Genomic DNA, 14,213 nt, shown 5'->3' with positions numbered 1-14,213 from the left:
GCGTCTTCGCCTGGGCGCTCGTCACGCTGTTTTTCCTGGCGCTGGTGTACGCGTACGGCGACGGCCGCGACCGTCGGACGGGCGCGTGACCGGCGGCGGTCCGATACGACTTTGCCGGTCGACTCCCTGCGGTCGGCCATGACCCGTGTCGGCGCACACACATCGATCGCTGGCGGCGTCCCCAACGCCGTCGACGAACAGCTGGAGATCGGCGGCAACTGCGGCCAGATCTTCTCCCACTCGCCGCAGGTCTGGCAGGACCCGTCGGTCGGCGACGACGAAGCCGCCGAGTTCCGCGAGCTGAACGAGGAGCACGACCTCGGCCCGTGGGTCATCCACTCCTCGTATCTCGTCAACCTCTGCACCCCGAAAGACGACCTGCGCGAGAAGTCCGTCGACTCCATGCAGAAGGAGGTCGACGCCGCCGACAAGCTCGACATCCCGTACGTCAACGTCCACCTGGGCGCCCACACCGGCGCGGGCGTCGACGGCGGTCTCGACAACGCCGCCAGCGCGCTGGACGAGCTGTCGATCCCCGACGGCGTCACCGTCCTCGTCGAGTCCGACGCCGGCTCGGGCACGAAACTCGGCGGCGACTTCGAACACCTCGCGGAAGTGCTCGACCGCTCGGCCCAGGATCTGGACGTGTGTCTCGACACCGCCCACGCCTTCGCCGCGGGCTACGACCTCTCGACGCCCGAAGGGGTCGCCGACACCGTCGCCGAGTTCGACGACGTGGTCGGCCTGGAACACCTGGAGTGCATCCACCTCAACGACTCGAAACACGCCTGCGGGACGAACAAGGACGAACACGCCCACGTCGGCGAGGGCGAGATCGGCGAAGACGGCATGCGCGCGTTCCTGAACCACGAGGATCTTTTGGACGTGCCGCTCGTCCTGGAGACGCCGACCGAGGACGGCAAGAGCTTCGCGTGGAACGTCGAGCGGGTCCGCGAACTGCGCGAGGACTGAGAGCGGGAGAGCGATCGAGAGACCGCGGGCCGACTGAGTACGGCGAGCCTACTTCTCGACCGCGTCGGGCCGATTCTGCACGCGCGGGTACCGCACGCCCAGCGCCTTCCAGTCCAGCCAGCGCGCGCCGGGGCGGTCGTCGGCCAGTTGCCCGTAGGGCGGGTCGCCGCCGGTCGGAATCTCTTCGACCGGACCGCTGGGGTCGACGGCGTCGGCGACGAACTCGGCGGCGTCGTCGGTCGCCCGCCAGACGCCCGCGGCGCAGGACGGCAGCGCGACGCCGACGTTTTCGACCCCCGCCAGCGGTTCGGCGTGGGGGACGGCCTCGCCCTCGACGCGCTGCTGGAGCGTCGCGTAGGCGTAGAACTCCAGGTCGGCCTCGCCGGCGGCGCGGTTCTTGACCGCGGGGACGAGTTCGAACAGTTTGTTGTAGCCGACCTCGACCTTCTCGGGGTCGAGCGTGCCCATCGCCTCGTCGGTGGTGTCCCCGGGGTCGACGTCCTCGGCGGCGGAGTCGTTGGTGACGTACCAGGTGACGTAGTTCTCCTCGCGGTAGCGGTGGCGGCGCGGGACGACCGACATCCCCTTGTGCGGGAGGTACGCGCCGACCGCCGGGAGGACCTCGGCCGGCCCGCGCACCGCGAGGACGAGCTGGTTGCGGTAGGTCACCGGGTCGAGCGACGCCCGGACCGCGTCGGCGTCGCCACCGGCCTCGCGGAACGACTCGCCCCCGACCAGCGAGTCGACGAACCGATGGGTGCCGGTGCCGGTCGCGGCGACGACGCAGTCGGGTTCGACCTGCAGGGTCAGGTCCTGGTGGGTCTCGACGGTGAGCCGGTCGAGCGCCGGAAGGGACGAGCCGCCCGGCGCGAACGACTCATCAGTGATATCGCCGACGACGATGCGTTCCTCGTGGTCCGCCGCGAGCGCGCGGACGAGCGCCTCGCGGTCGATCACGTACTCGTCGATCGCGGCGACGTGTTCGCCGCTGCCCTTCGCGAAGACGGTCCCCTCGCGATAGATCTCGTGGAGGTCCGCGGCCTCCCGTTCGTCGTACTCGTAGCCGGCCTCGTCCCACTGGTCGAGTAGGTGCCGGTACGGGTAGTCCGTCGAGGCGACGTGCCACTCGCCGCCCTCGACGGGGACGCGGGCGTCCTCGGCGAACGGCAGCCACCGCTCGTCGACGGCCTCGCGGCGGGCGCGGTCCGGGTTCAGGTACCCCTTCGACAGCACCCCTGGCCAGTCGAAGGTCTGGCCGGCGCCCAGCGGCGTGTTCGAGACGAGCGCGGCGGCGTACCCCCGGTCGACGAGTTCGTCTAGAACGAGGAGGCCCTGGACGCCGCCGCCGACGACCAGCGCGTCCACGTCGGCGGTCGGGTACCACCCGAAGTACTCCCGAGCCTGCTCCCACAGCGTCACCCCGCGGTCGAACTCCGGCTCGTCCGCTCCCATTCGTTGTCCGCCCTTTTCGCCCGGCCACCATATGTCTGACTCCCCGTCCCGCTCGGCGACCGGCCCGTCGACGAACCGTGACCCTCAATTGAGCGACCGTCGACACTCGGCTATGCGAGTCCCCTCCCTCGACCGGCCGGGGCCGCTCGCGGTGGTCGCCTCGAACGCGGTGGCCCCCGTGGGCGTCCTGGCCCTGGGGTGGTCGGCCACCGTCCTCCTCGGCGTGTTCGTCTTCGAACTCGCGGCCGTGCTGTTCTGGGCGGCGGTGAAGGTCCCCTTCGCCGCAAAGCGGCCGAACAACGCGATCGACGACCACCGGCTGCTGGGCGCGCTCCAGGCCAAACGCGGCGGGATCGACCTCCCCGGACCGCTCCCGCCCGTCTACCTCCGGAACCTGCCGACGCTCGTCACGCTCGTCGTCCTCCTCGCGCCGATAGAGCTCGGCGCGGCGTTCCTCCTGTTCGCCCTCGCCGACCCGACGATCACCGCCGAGACCACCGGGCAGATGCTGCTCGGCGGCGTCGGCGTCTTCGCCGCTCGCGGCGTCGAGACCGCGGCGGACTACTTCCGCGACGGCGGCTACCGCGACCACTCCCCCCGGTCGGTGGTGCTGGCCCCGTTCAAGTACGTCTTCGGTGTCGGGACGCTCCTGTTCGTCGTCGGTCCGTTCGGCCTCGACAGCGGCGCGGTGCTCGGGCTGGTCGTCGCCGGCAAACTCGTCTACGACCTCCGGGCGATTCAGGTCGAACGCGACCCCGACAGGCGGGGCGTCTTCTACCGACTCTACGGCAGCAAGGAGACCGAGATCGAACCCGAACCGGTCGTCGAGCCCGACGGCGAGCCGGTCGTCCGCGCTCGCCCCTCCCGGGCGGTCGCCGTCGCCGACGCGCTCTACCGCGGGGTCGTCTACACCCTGACCAGCACCGTCGTCGTCTTCTACCTCGTCGCCGCGTTCCTCGCCGCCTTCGCCCTTCGACTCGCGCTGGTTCCCCTCGCCCTCGTCTTCGCGTTCGGGGCGCTTCGGGCCGCGACTCGCTACCTCCGGTACGGCCCGCTGGAGTACCGCTCTTACGACGGCGTCCTCGTCGCCTACGACACGCTGTTCGACGAGCCCCAGCAGCGGATCGAGCGCGACGAGGTGCGGCGCCTCGTCGTCGAGACCGACCGCGTCGACCGGCTGTTCGATACCGCCAGCGTCGAGTTCGACCGCGGCGACCAGACCCCGGAGCTGCAGTTCACCGTCCCCGACCCCGACGAGGTCGAACACGACGACACGCCCGGGTCGCTGCTGGCCCCTCACGTCGACGACCCGAAGGCCATCGCCGACGCGCTCGGCGTCGGCTGGCTCTACGAGCGCGACGTCGAACAGGCGACCGCTGCGGACTGAGCCGTCTTCGGTCCGATTCGTCTCGAAGAACCGCCCGTTCGCTTCTTTTGGAACGTTTCGACTCCTGTTGATGAGCGCTGTTGCGGTTGCGGTGGGCGGTGTGGTCGCGGTGAGCGGTGCAGTTGGCGTGCGCTGTCGAGCGTGCCCGCCTCGTGGCGGGCCGCTCGAAATAGCCGCGCGAGGGATGAGCACCGCACGCCGCAGGCGCGCGGAGCGCAAGAGGTTGGGGAGGTGTGAGGCCGTCTGCGGTGCTGTGCGGGGTGGTCGCGGTCGCGGTGCTGTGCAGTTGCGGTCCTGGTGGACTGAACGGGCGAGGCGCGCTCGCGCTCGTTCAGTCGTCTGCGCGGGCACTATCCGCGCGGGCCGTGCGGAGAGCGCGGATATCCAGCGCAACGACCGCGAGCGGGTCGAGGGCGTCCATCGCGTGCCGTCGAGTGCGGTGCTGATTACTGCTGGCGAGCGCGGCGAGGGCGTTCACCGCGTGCCGCCGAGTGCGGTCGGTACACGAACGCCGTCGACCGACGCGCCTATGCGGCCGCGGTGTCGAACGAACGCTCAGTGCGAGAGTTCAGCGCCGACTACCTAGAGACGACCCGCGAGGGGATGTGGGCCGACTCCCGCGAGGCGCTCGCAGATCTCGACCTCGCGACCCGCGAGCGGGTCCTCGACGTGGGCTGTGGGACGGGCGAACTCACCCGCGTCCTCGCCGAGGAGAGCGGCGCCGAGGTGGTCGGCGCCGACGCCGACCCGCGGCTGCTCGCCGCCGCGAGCGAGGTCGGACCCGTCGTCCGCGCCGACGCGACTCGGCTCCCCTTCGTCGCCGGCGCCGTCGACCTGGTGGTCTGCCAGGCGCTGCTCATCAACCTGCCCGACCCCGTCGGGGCGGTCGAGGAGTTCGCCCGCGTCTCCTCGGATCTGGTGGCCGCGGTCGAGCCGGACAACGGCGCGGTCACGGTCGATTCGACCGTCGATTCGGAGTCGCGGCTGGCCCGCCGGGCCCGGGAGCGATTCCTCGACGGCGTCGAGACGGACGTGACCCTCGGCGCCGGCGCCCGCGAGGTGTTCGAGGCGGCCGGGCTCGACGTCGTCTCGACCCGGCGGTACGACCACGAGCGCGTGGTGGCGCCGCCCTACTCCGAGGCCGCCGTCGAGGCCGCCCGCCGGAAGGTGACCGGGGAGGGACTGGCCGACGACCGCGAGACTATCCTCTCCGGTGAGACCTCCCAGCGGGAGTACGACAACCTGCGCTCGGCCTGGCGCGCGATGGGCCGCGACGTGGTCGACCAGATGGGCGCGGAGGAATACGTCCGCACCGAGACGGTCCCCTTCTTCGTGACCGTCGGCCGCGTATGAGCGGTGTTCACGCGAGTTCGCTGTCCCGCAGTTGCCGGCCCGGATCGAGTGGCTTCGGGCGCGGGTGACGACACGCGATGGACGCCCTCGCCGCGCTCGCTAGCAGTGACTGCGGCCGCTTGAGACAACAGTCGATGAACGCCCTCGGCCCGCTCGCGGTCGCTGGGCGACATATCCTCGCGGCCTGCGGCCGCTTCGGATAGGGGTCGCTCAGGCGACTTACGGCGCGAGCGCGCCTCGCCCGTGCAGTCCACCGGGACCGTAACCGTCACCGCACGGCACCGCAGACGGCCACGAGCCTCCCCAGCCGATTCGCTCGTTCGTTGCACTCACTCTCTCATCCCTCGCGCGGCTACGGTCGCGCGCACGAGAGCGCGCTCCAGCGCGCGCCGAGAAGAAAGTCGGGGCGTCTAGTCGTCGGCGGGGGCGGGTTCGCCGGACTCGCCGGCTTCCCAGTGAGTGACGGTCGCCGGTTCGAACAGATCCGTCGAGAGGTAGCGCTCGCCGGTGTCGGGGAGGACGACGACCACCAGGTCGTCGGGGCGTTCGCGGGCGACCTCGCTCGCAGCGGCCAGGGCGGCGCCGGCGGAGACGCCGGTCAGGATCCCCTCCTCGCGGGCGAGCTTGCGGGTCGTCTCGACCGACCGCTCGTGGTCGACGGTTCGGACCTCGTCGACGAGCTCGGTGCGGAGGATCTCGGGGACGAACCCGGCGCCGATGCCCTGGATGGAGTGCGAGCCGGCGTCGCCGCCCGAGAGAACCGGCGAGTCGGCCGGTTCGACGGCGACGCTCTCCACGTCGGCGCCCTGCTCCTCCTTGAGGTACTCCGAGACGCCGGTGATCGTGCCACCCGTCCCGACGCCGGCGACGAACACGTCCACTTCGCCGTCCGTGTCCTCCCAGATCTCGGGGCCGGTCGACCCGCGGTGGGCCTCCGGGTTGGCGATGTTCTCGAACTGGCTGGCGACGACGCCCCCGCGTTCCTCGGCGATGGCCTCGGCGGCCTCGATGGCGCCGTCCATGCCGCCGTCGGCGGGGGTGAGCACCACCTCGGCGCCCAGCGCCGACAGGAGCGCCCGGCGCTCCTCGCTCATCGACTCGGGCATCGTCAACACGAGGTCGTAGCCGCGGGCGGCGCAGGCCATCGCCAGTCCGATACCGGTGTTGCCGGAGGTCGCTTCGACCACGACCGGGTCGTCGTCGAGGTGTCCCATGCGCTCGGCGCGGTCGAGCATGGCGGCGCCGATGCGGTCTTTCACCGAACTCGCGGGGTTGAACGACTCGACCTTGCCCGCGAGGTTGTCGGCGAACGAGTCCAGTCTGACGAGCGGCGTGTCGCCGATCTCGTCGGCGATGTCGGCTGCGATATCCATCGTCTCGCCGTAGGCCCTCGCGACGGTTGGGTCGCCGCCCTCAACATCGGGGACAACGACCCGGTGGCGTCCCGTCCCCGCCTCGGCCAGACGCTCCGCCCACTCACGGAGCGTTCGGTCGGGGAACCGTTAACGGGCTGCCGGACGACCCCCCGGTATGGACCCGCGAGTCGAAGACCACGCGGACGTTATCGTCGACCACTCGGTCGGGATCGAAGCCGGCGACGAGGTGCTGATCACGGCGTCGCCCGAGGCCGAGGACCTGGTCGTCGCCCTCCAGGAACGGATCGGCGAGCGCGGCGCCAACAGCGTCACGCGCATCCAGAGCAGCCGCGTCCAGCGGGCGTTCATGCGCGCGATGGACCCCGAAGACTACGACGAACCGCCGGCCGCGCTCCAGGCGATGATCGAGGAGATCGACGTGGCCGTCTCGATCCGCGCGTCGAGCAACACCCACGAGACGGGCGACGTACCGCCGGAGAAAAACGCCGCCTACGGGAAGATCATGAAACCGATCCAGGACGAGGTGATGGGCAAACGCTGGGTCGGCACGCAGTACCCCGCGACCGGGAACGCCCAGGCCGCCGAGATGAGTACAGAGGCGTACGCCGACTTCGTCTACGACGCCGTCACGAAAGACTGGGACGAACAGCGCGAGTTCCAGGCCAACATGGTCGAGATCCTGGACGGCGCCGAGGAGGTCCGGATCGTCTCGGGCGACACCACCGACGTGACCATGTCGGTCGCGGGGATGAACCCCGTCAACGACTACGCCGAGAAGAACCTCCCCGGCGGCGAGGTGTTCACCGCGCCCGTCCCCGACAGCGTCGAGGGCGAGGTGCTGTTCGACATGCCGCTGATGGCCCAGGGACGCGAGGTCGAGGACGTGCGCCTCATCTTCGAGGGCGGCGAGGTCGTCGACTCCTCGGCCGGGAAAAACGAGGACGTGCTCGCCGCCGTCCTCGACACCGACCCCGGCGCCCGGCGCCTGGGCGAACTCGGGATCGGCATGAACCGCGACATCGACCGGTTCACCTACAACATGCTGTTCGACGAGAAGATGGGCGACACCGTCCACATGGCGCTGGGCCGAACCATCGACGAGAACGTCCCCGACGACGGCGACGTGGAGGGCAACGACTCGGCGATGCACATGGACATGATCGTCGACATGAGCGAAGACTCGTTCATCGAGGTCGACGGCGAGGTCGTCCAGCGCGACGGCACCTTCCGGTTCGAAGACGGCTTCGACGCCTGAGCGGGAGAACGCGACGCCGGCCCCTTCCTCACAGCGGGTCGTCGCCCTCGCGCGTCCACTCCCGACTCTCGTACTTCTCTCGCGCCCGCTCACGCGCCCGTGACAGTTCCGATTCAGACCAATTTCCCTCGTGAGCATCTCCCCACGACCGGAGCGCGGCTTCGAGTTCCGCGACGGCCCCGCTCCGATCGATCCCGGACTGCTCGTGGACGCTCGTCACGCGGTCGTCGAACGCCTCGGCGGTCGCGTCGGGGTCGGCGAAGCAGTCGAGATGGCGCTCGGTCCTCGGCGCGAAGGTGATCGAGCCGTGCTGGACGACGGCGTCCTTCTGGCGGTACTGGGCGTTGCCGGAGATCTTCCGGCCGTCGCCGGCGACCACGTCGTGCGCGGGGTGGAGCGCCCGCAGGTAACACGCCGGCTCGTACACCGCCGGCCGCTCCTCGTCGGCGAACTGGGCGTCGACCCCCATTCCGTCGAAGGCGTCGAGCAGTGGCTCGCAGAGCAGCTCGTACGACTCCATGAGATCGCCGGGGAGTTCCTCGGCCGGCGCGACGACGGAGTAGGAGATGTCGCCGTAGTCGTCGTGGTAGATGGCGCCGCCGCCGGTGGGGCGGCGGGTGACCGTGACCCCCTCGCGCTCGCAGTAGTCCCAGTCGATAGTTTCGGGGTCCTGGTGGTACCCCAGCGAGAGCGTACTGGGCTCCCAGCGGTAGACGCGCAGCGTTCGGACCCCCTCCGCGGCGGCCGACTCGGCGGCCGTCTCGTCCAGCGCCATGTTCAGCGGCCCCGGTCGGGACTCCTCGGCGATCAGCCGCCACTCCCGGTCGGCCAGGCTCATACGTCGAATTGGCAGGGTGCGCGCAAATCGGTTGCGTTCGTCAGGCTCGGCGGTTGCGGACGACCAGTGCCAGCGTGAGGGCCCCGGCGACGACGAACGGGCCGGATATCAGCGGACTCGTCAGCCGCGAGACGAGGAAGTCGACGAACTGGAAGGCGTACGGCTGGACCACGTCGAAGCCGAACAGGCGCGCCCACTCCGCTCGGAACCCCGGTTCCAGCGGTGCCACCGGCCGGACGGCCGGCAACAACCGCGTGCTGAAGGGCAGGTACAACAGGAACGTCGCCACCAGCGCCGCGAACAGCCCGCCGAGCGCGCGCCCGTACGCGCGGACCACCCAGTTGCGCCGACCACGGGCCTCGATCGGTGTCGCTCGGTTCATCGGTGGCCGGGAGTTGACAGTCGAAGTTGATAAATGTCAGTCACCGAGACGGGAGTGGTCAGTACAGCCATCTGTTTTCCCGGGAGCGTCGGCGCGAGCCGGTGGGCTCGCGCCTCGACCCCCGGGAAAAACATGGGTGAAAACACCGTCAGAGACGAGTTCTGACGAGGTGTCGTTCGCTACTCTCACGACACAGACCGGACGACTCGGTCGCTGCGCTCCCTCGCGTCCGGTGAACCGGCGCCGCAGGCGCCGGATGCTATCTGCAGGTGATGTAGGTAGCGGTGGTGTTGTGCTGTCGGCGTGCGCTGTCGAGCGTGCCCGCCGCTTGGCGGGCCGCTCGAAACAGTCGCGCGAGGGATGAGCACCGCACGCCGTAGGCGCGCGGAGCGCAAGAGGCTGGGGAGGTTCGAGGCCGTCTCGGTTGCTGTTGCGGTCGCGGTGCAGTTGCTGTCCCTGGCGGACTGAACGGGCGAGGCGCGCTCGCGCTTGTGTAGTCGCCTGAGCGGGCCCTATCCGCGCGGGCCGTGCGGAGAGCGCGGATATCCCGCCTCAGCGACCGCGAGCGCGGCGAGGGCGTTCATCGCTCACCGTCGACTGCGGTCGCTGTCGTTCGACTTGCTTTCACAACCTATCCAACAGAAACAACCGATAAACAAACACATCGGATCGAACGACAGACCACGACTCAGAACGGCCCCGTCGAGGCGACGTTTCGCATGACCGACCGCTCCGCACGCCGGAGCAGTTCGGCGGCGGTGCCGGGCGCGCAGTCCAGCCGGTCGCCCACGTCCTCGACGCTGCCCTCGCTGGGGGTCTCGTAGTAGCCGCAGTCGACCGCCGCGAGGACGGCCTCGAACTGCCGGTCGGTCAGGTCGCTGCCGGCGTCCAGCCGCCGGGCGTCGTACTCCCCGACCTCCAGCACCTCGGCGTCCATCCCGTCGGGCATCTCGTCGACGGCGGTCTGGAGCATCTCGGCCGGTCCCACCGCAGTCAGCCGGACGGTCCCGTCGGCGCGGTACTCGACCGGCATCAGCCTGACCAGCCCGGGCTGGGTGAGCGCCCCGACGAAGTCCCGGCTGTGTTCCGGAATCGTCTCGCGGACGTAGAGGTAGAACGTGTCGTCGGGACACCGGGAGATCTCGTAGGTCGACACGCTGTCGGTCTCCCGCAACGCCGGCTCGTAGGGGGCGGGGTCGCCGTCGACGTGGAACAGGAAGGCCGGTTCCTCCGCCAGCGACGTGTTGTACTGGAGCAACCGCGAGACGCTGTACCCCTCCTGCTCGACGACGAACTGGTGCATCGGGTGTCGCACGGCCGGTTCCTGGTGGACCGCGACGCGCAGGTACCGCATCGCGCGATCGAATTCGGCGGGCCGACTTAAACCCCGCCCACTCGTGAGGGCCAACGGCGATTGTCCGACCGCACCAACGGCGCGTATGGACCAACGGCAGCGACAGGTGGGCGAGACCGGGGGAACCGCCTCCGCGGCGGTCGCACCGGCCGACGCCGACTCGCCGATCGACACGGCGCTGGCGGTCGTCCCCGACGACGCCGTCACTGACACCGAACAGCATCTGAACGCTCCGGCGCTGGTCGTCCGTGCCGACCGCGTACAGGCGGCGCTGTCGGCGCTGCGCGAGCGGGCGGGGTTCGACCACTGCGCCTGCGTCACCGGCCAGGCCTACGGCGACCGCTACGAGTCGATCTATCACCTCCGCAGCTACGACGACCCGACCCGCGAACTCTCCGTGGTCGTCCCGACCCCCACCGCCGACCCTCAACAGGAGAGCGCGGCGTCGGTGTACCCGACCGCCGACTGGCACGAGCGCGAGGCCTACGACCTCGTCGGCATCGAGTACGACGACCACCCCGACCTGCGCCGGATCCTCCTGCCCGATACGTGGCAGGGCCACCCCCTCGACCCGGATTTCAGCGGCGAGGAACCGCAGATCGTGCCCTTCCGCGAGCACGAGAACCCGCTGGCCGACGACCACCGCGACGGCGACACGATGTACCTCAACCTCGGGCCCCACCACCCCGCGACTCACGGCGTGCTCCGCGTCGGCGCCACGCTCGACGGCGAAAACGTCGCGGAGGTGACCCCCGACATCGGCTACATCCACCGCTGCGAGGAACAGATGTGCCAGCAGGGCACCTACCGCCACCAGATCATGCCCTACCCCGACCGCTGGGACTGGTCGGGCGCCGGCCTCTGCAACGAGTGGGCCTACGCCCGCGTCGGCGAGGATCTCGCCGACATCGACGTGCCCGAGTACGCGCAGGTGATACGGACGATGAGCGCCGAGCTGTCGCGGCTGCTCGGGCACTTCCTCGCCGTCGGCACCTACGCGCTGGACGTGATCGGCGAGTTCACCGCCTCGTTCATGTACGCCATCAAGGAGCGCGAACGGATCCAGTCGATCCTCGAAGACCTGACCGGCCAGCGGCTGATGTTCAACTACTTCCGCCTGGGCGGCGTCGCGTGGGACCTTCCCGACCCCCGCGCCGACTTTTTCGCCGAGATCCGCGAGTTCGTCGACGACCTGCCCGACCGGCTCGCCGAGTGCCACGATCTGTTGACCAGCAACGAGATCTTCCAGATCCGCACGGTCGAGACCGGCGAGCTGTCCGCCGAGACGGTCAGGGAGTACGGCTGTACCGGCCCGGTGGCCCGCGGGTCGGGCGTCGACTACGACCTGCGCCGGGACGACCCCTACGGCTACTACCCCGAACTCGACTGGGACGTGGTCACCGAGGACGGGGGCGACAACTACGCGCGCGTGCTCGTGCGCCTGCGCGAGATAGAGCAGTCAGCCCGCATCGTCGAACAGTGCGTCGACGTGCTGGAGGAGTGGCCCGAGAGCGACCGCACCGTCCAGGCGAACGTCCCCCGGACGCTGCGGCCCGACCCAGACACGGAGATCTACCGCGCCGTCGAGTCCGCCAAGGGCGAACTCGGCATCTACATCCGGAGCGACGGCACGGACAAACCCGCTCGCTTCAAGATCCGCGGCCCCTCCTTCTCGAATCTCTCCGCACTGGAGGCGGCCGCTCGCGGCGAGTTCGTCGCCGACCTCATCGCCACCATCGGCAGCCTCGACCCGATCATGGGCGACGTGGACCGGTGACCGCGGAGGGACAGATCTGAGCTATTCGGTACCAAACACCACGATCGACGAACCGAACCACGAGATCTGTCGACAGAGCGGTTTTGAACGGTGAAACGCGTCTTTTATCCACCGGCCGACCTATTACCTGACGTGAACGATCGTGGTGCATGCGTCAGGCACTACTCGCGGTGGCGGTGGTCGCGCTGGTGGTCCTCGCCGGCTGTGGAGGCGCGTCGAACAGCTCGGGCGGTCCCGTGGGCGGCGGCGACGGGGGCAGCGGCGCGATGGCCGGCGACGGGTCCAGCGGCGGGAGCAACAACATCGGCGTCAGCGCCGGCGGCGCCGCCGACGCCAACGCCTTCCGGAGCAACGTCGAGGAGGGGTACGTCCCCCAGCCGACCGATCTGACCTACGAGGGACTGTTCCACGACTACTACTTCGACACCGGCCAGTCTCGGCCGTGCGAGGCGCTCTTCTGTCCCTCCTACAGCGCCGCGGTGACCCGCGACCCGCTCGCCAACGACACCGAGCGGTTCGTCACCGTCGGGCTCAACTCCGGGGTCTCGAAGGCCGACTTCGAGCGCAAGCCGCTGAACCTCGTGGTCGTCATCGACACCTCGGGGTCGATGAGCGACCAGTTCAGCGAGTACTACCACGACGGCGGCGAGGAGCGTCAGGTCGAGGAGAACCAGCCGAAGATCGACGCCGCGGGCGACGCCGTCGTCTCGATGCTGGGCCGGCTGAACGCGAGCGACCGGGTCGGCGTCGTCGCCTACGACAACACCGCCCGCACCGTCCAGGGGCTCCAGCAGGTCGGCGAGACCGACAGGGGCGACCTCCGGAGCGAGATGCGGTCGCTGCGGGCCGACGGCGGCACGAACTTAGACGCCGGCATGGGCCGCGCCGAGGAGATGCTCTCGGCGCACGCCGGGAACAGCGAGCGGGAGACCCGCGTGGTCTACGTCACCGACACGATGCCGAACCTCGGCGAGACCGACGGCGCGGCCCTGGAGTCGCGGATGCGCTCGTACGCGAACCGGGGCATCCACACCACGTTCGTCGGCGTCGGCGTCGACTTCAACTCCCGGCTGACCGAGACCGTCTCGACGGTGCGGGGGGCGAACTACTACACCGTCGACTCGCCGGCGGGATTCGACGAGCGCATGGACGAGGGCTTCGCCTACATGGTGACGCCGCTGGTGTACAACCTCTCGCTGGAAGTCGCCGGCGACGGCTACCGGATCGAGAACGTCTACGGGTCGCCCCAGGCCGACGCCGCCAGCGCCGAACTCATGGAGGTCACGACGCTGTTCCCCTCCAGACGCGAGGGCAACAAGACGGAGGGCGGCGTCGTCCTGCTGGAAGTGGCGAAGACCGGTAGCGACCCGACGCTCGACCTCGTCGCGAGCTACGAGGACCCCGGCGGCGGCGCCCGGACGGTGACGAGAAACGTGGGCTTCGAGTCGCGAACGGCGCCGTACTACGAGTCCAGCGGGGTCCGAAAGGCCGTCGCGCTCGCCGAGTACGGGAGCCTGGTGCGCAACTGGATGGCTCACGAGCGCGCCGGCGGCGACGCCGGTGCCGACTCCGCCGACGCGGCCATCGAGTACCGGGACCACGACGACCAGTGGGAGCAGTCGTCGGTCGACCTCGCCGTCAGCGCGCCGTACGACCGCCGGTTCGACCGCTTCGTCGAGCACTTCCGCGCCGAGAAGGCGGCGCTGGGCGCCGACCGCATGGAGCGGGACCTGGCGATACTCGAACGGCTGGCGGCCGCCGACGGCGGAGCGGAGCGCGGTGAGGAGGACGAAGCGTCGGCCCCCGACGACCGCGCCACCCCGTCGCCGATGCCGACGGTCGCGGAGTCACAGTCCGACGACTCCCGTACGACCGCGGCCCTCGCGGACGAGGGCGGCCCCCGCGACGACGGCGAGTCCGCCTCGAACGCTGGCCTCTTCGGACGCTTCGAGGGCGACCTGCCACTGCTCGGAGCGGTCAACCTCCTCGTGACGCTCGCGGTCGCTGCCTACGGGATCTCCCAGAAGCGGCGGTCCAGGGCGAGCGCGAGCGAACGGGTCGAGTGAG

General features: G+C 70.0%; 11 protein-coding genes. 6 read left to right on the top strand and 5 right to left on the bottom strand.

Features of this window, described 5'->3' with window-relative positions; translation table 11 throughout:
* The first annotated feature begins 138 nt into the window (after positions 1 to 138).
* Entirely contained in the window at positions 139 to 972 is an 834-nt protein-coding gene (locus tag HZS54_RS08390; protein WP_179921836.1) for a deoxyribonuclease IV, read from the top strand.
* Between the two features lie 48 nt (positions 973 to 1,020).
* Here HZS54_RS08390 and HZS54_RS08385 read toward each other — a convergent pair whose 3' ends face one another.
* Entirely contained in the window at positions 1,021 to 2,424 is a 1,404-nt protein-coding gene (locus HZS54_RS08385) for an FAD-binding oxidoreductase/lyase (RefSeq protein ID WP_179921834.1), read from the bottom strand.
* Between the two features lie 112 nt (positions 2,425 to 2,536).
* Between HZS54_RS08385 and HZS54_RS08380 the strand changes: the two genes are divergently transcribed.
* A complete protein-coding gene (locus HZS54_RS08380; protein WP_179921832.1) occupies positions 2,537 to 3,811 on the top strand; it encodes a DUF6498-containing protein in 1,275 nt (424 codons plus the stop codon).
* A gap of 558 nt (positions 3,812 to 4,369) precedes the next feature.
* Positions 4,370 to 5,164: a class I SAM-dependent methyltransferase gene (locus HZS54_RS08375; protein ID WP_179921830.1), complete on the top strand. Its 795-nt coding sequence runs from the start codon at positions 4,370 to 4,372 to the stop codon at positions 5,162 to 5,164.
* Between the two features lie 410 nt (positions 5,165 to 5,574).
* Here the strand turns inward: HZS54_RS08375 and cysK are convergent, their stop codons facing one another.
* Entirely contained in the window at positions 5,575 to 6,537 is a 963-nt protein-coding gene (gene cysK, locus HZS54_RS08370) for a cysteine synthase A (RefSeq protein ID WP_179921828.1), read from the bottom strand.
* A 157-nt stretch (positions 6,538 to 6,694) separates the two neighbouring features.
* Between cysK and HZS54_RS08365 the strand changes: the two genes are divergently transcribed.
* A complete protein-coding gene (locus tag HZS54_RS08365) occupies positions 6,695 to 7,795 on the top strand; it encodes an aminopeptidase (RefSeq protein WP_179921826.1) in 1,101 nt (366 codons plus the stop codon).
* Positions 7,796 to 7,823: 28 nt separating this feature from the next.
* On the opposite strand, the gene HZS54_RS08360 is transcribed toward HZS54_RS08365, so the two are convergent.
* From HZS54_RS08360 to HZS54_RS08350, 3 genes are all read right to left on the bottom strand, one after another.
* Positions 7,824 to 8,633, bottom strand: coding sequence for a lipoate--protein ligase family protein (locus tag HZS54_RS08360; RefSeq protein ID WP_179921824.1), 810 nt, complete (start codon positions 8,631 to 8,633; stop codon positions 7,824 to 7,826).
* 40 nt (positions 8,634 to 8,673) lie between these two features.
* Complete coding sequence (locus HZS54_RS08355; RefSeq protein ID WP_179921822.1) at positions 8,674 to 9,015, bottom strand: hypothetical protein; 342 nt, start codon at positions 9,013 to 9,015, stop codon at positions 8,674 to 8,676.
* Between the two features lie 688 nt (positions 9,016 to 9,703).
* A complete protein-coding gene (locus HZS54_RS08350; protein WP_179921820.1) occupies positions 9,704 to 10,369 on the bottom strand; it encodes a helix-turn-helix domain-containing protein in 666 nt (221 codons plus the stop codon).
* Positions 10,370 to 10,454: 85 nt separating this feature from the next.
* Between HZS54_RS08350 and HZS54_RS08345 the strand changes: the two genes are divergently transcribed.
* Together HZS54_RS08345 and HZS54_RS08340 are read left to right on the top strand one after the other, a co-directional pair.
* Positions 10,455 to 12,146, top strand: a complete 1,692-nt coding sequence (locus tag HZS54_RS08345; protein WP_179921818.1) for an NADH-quinone oxidoreductase subunit D — start codon at positions 10,455 to 10,457, stop codon at positions 12,144 to 12,146.
* A 149-nt stretch (positions 12,147 to 12,295) separates the two neighbouring features.
* Entirely contained in the window at positions 12,296 to 14,212 is a 1,917-nt protein-coding gene (locus HZS54_RS08340) for a vWA domain-containing protein (protein WP_179921816.1), read from the top strand.
* Position 14,213: the final 1 nt, after the last annotated feature.

This window comes from Halosimplex pelagicum (assembly GCF_013415905.1).
In the GTDB taxonomy this organism is placed as follows: Archaea; Halobacteriota; Halobacteria; order Halobacteriales; family Haloarculaceae; genus Halosimplex; species Halosimplex pelagicum.
This window is presented reverse-complemented; position numbering and strand designations above follow the sequence as displayed.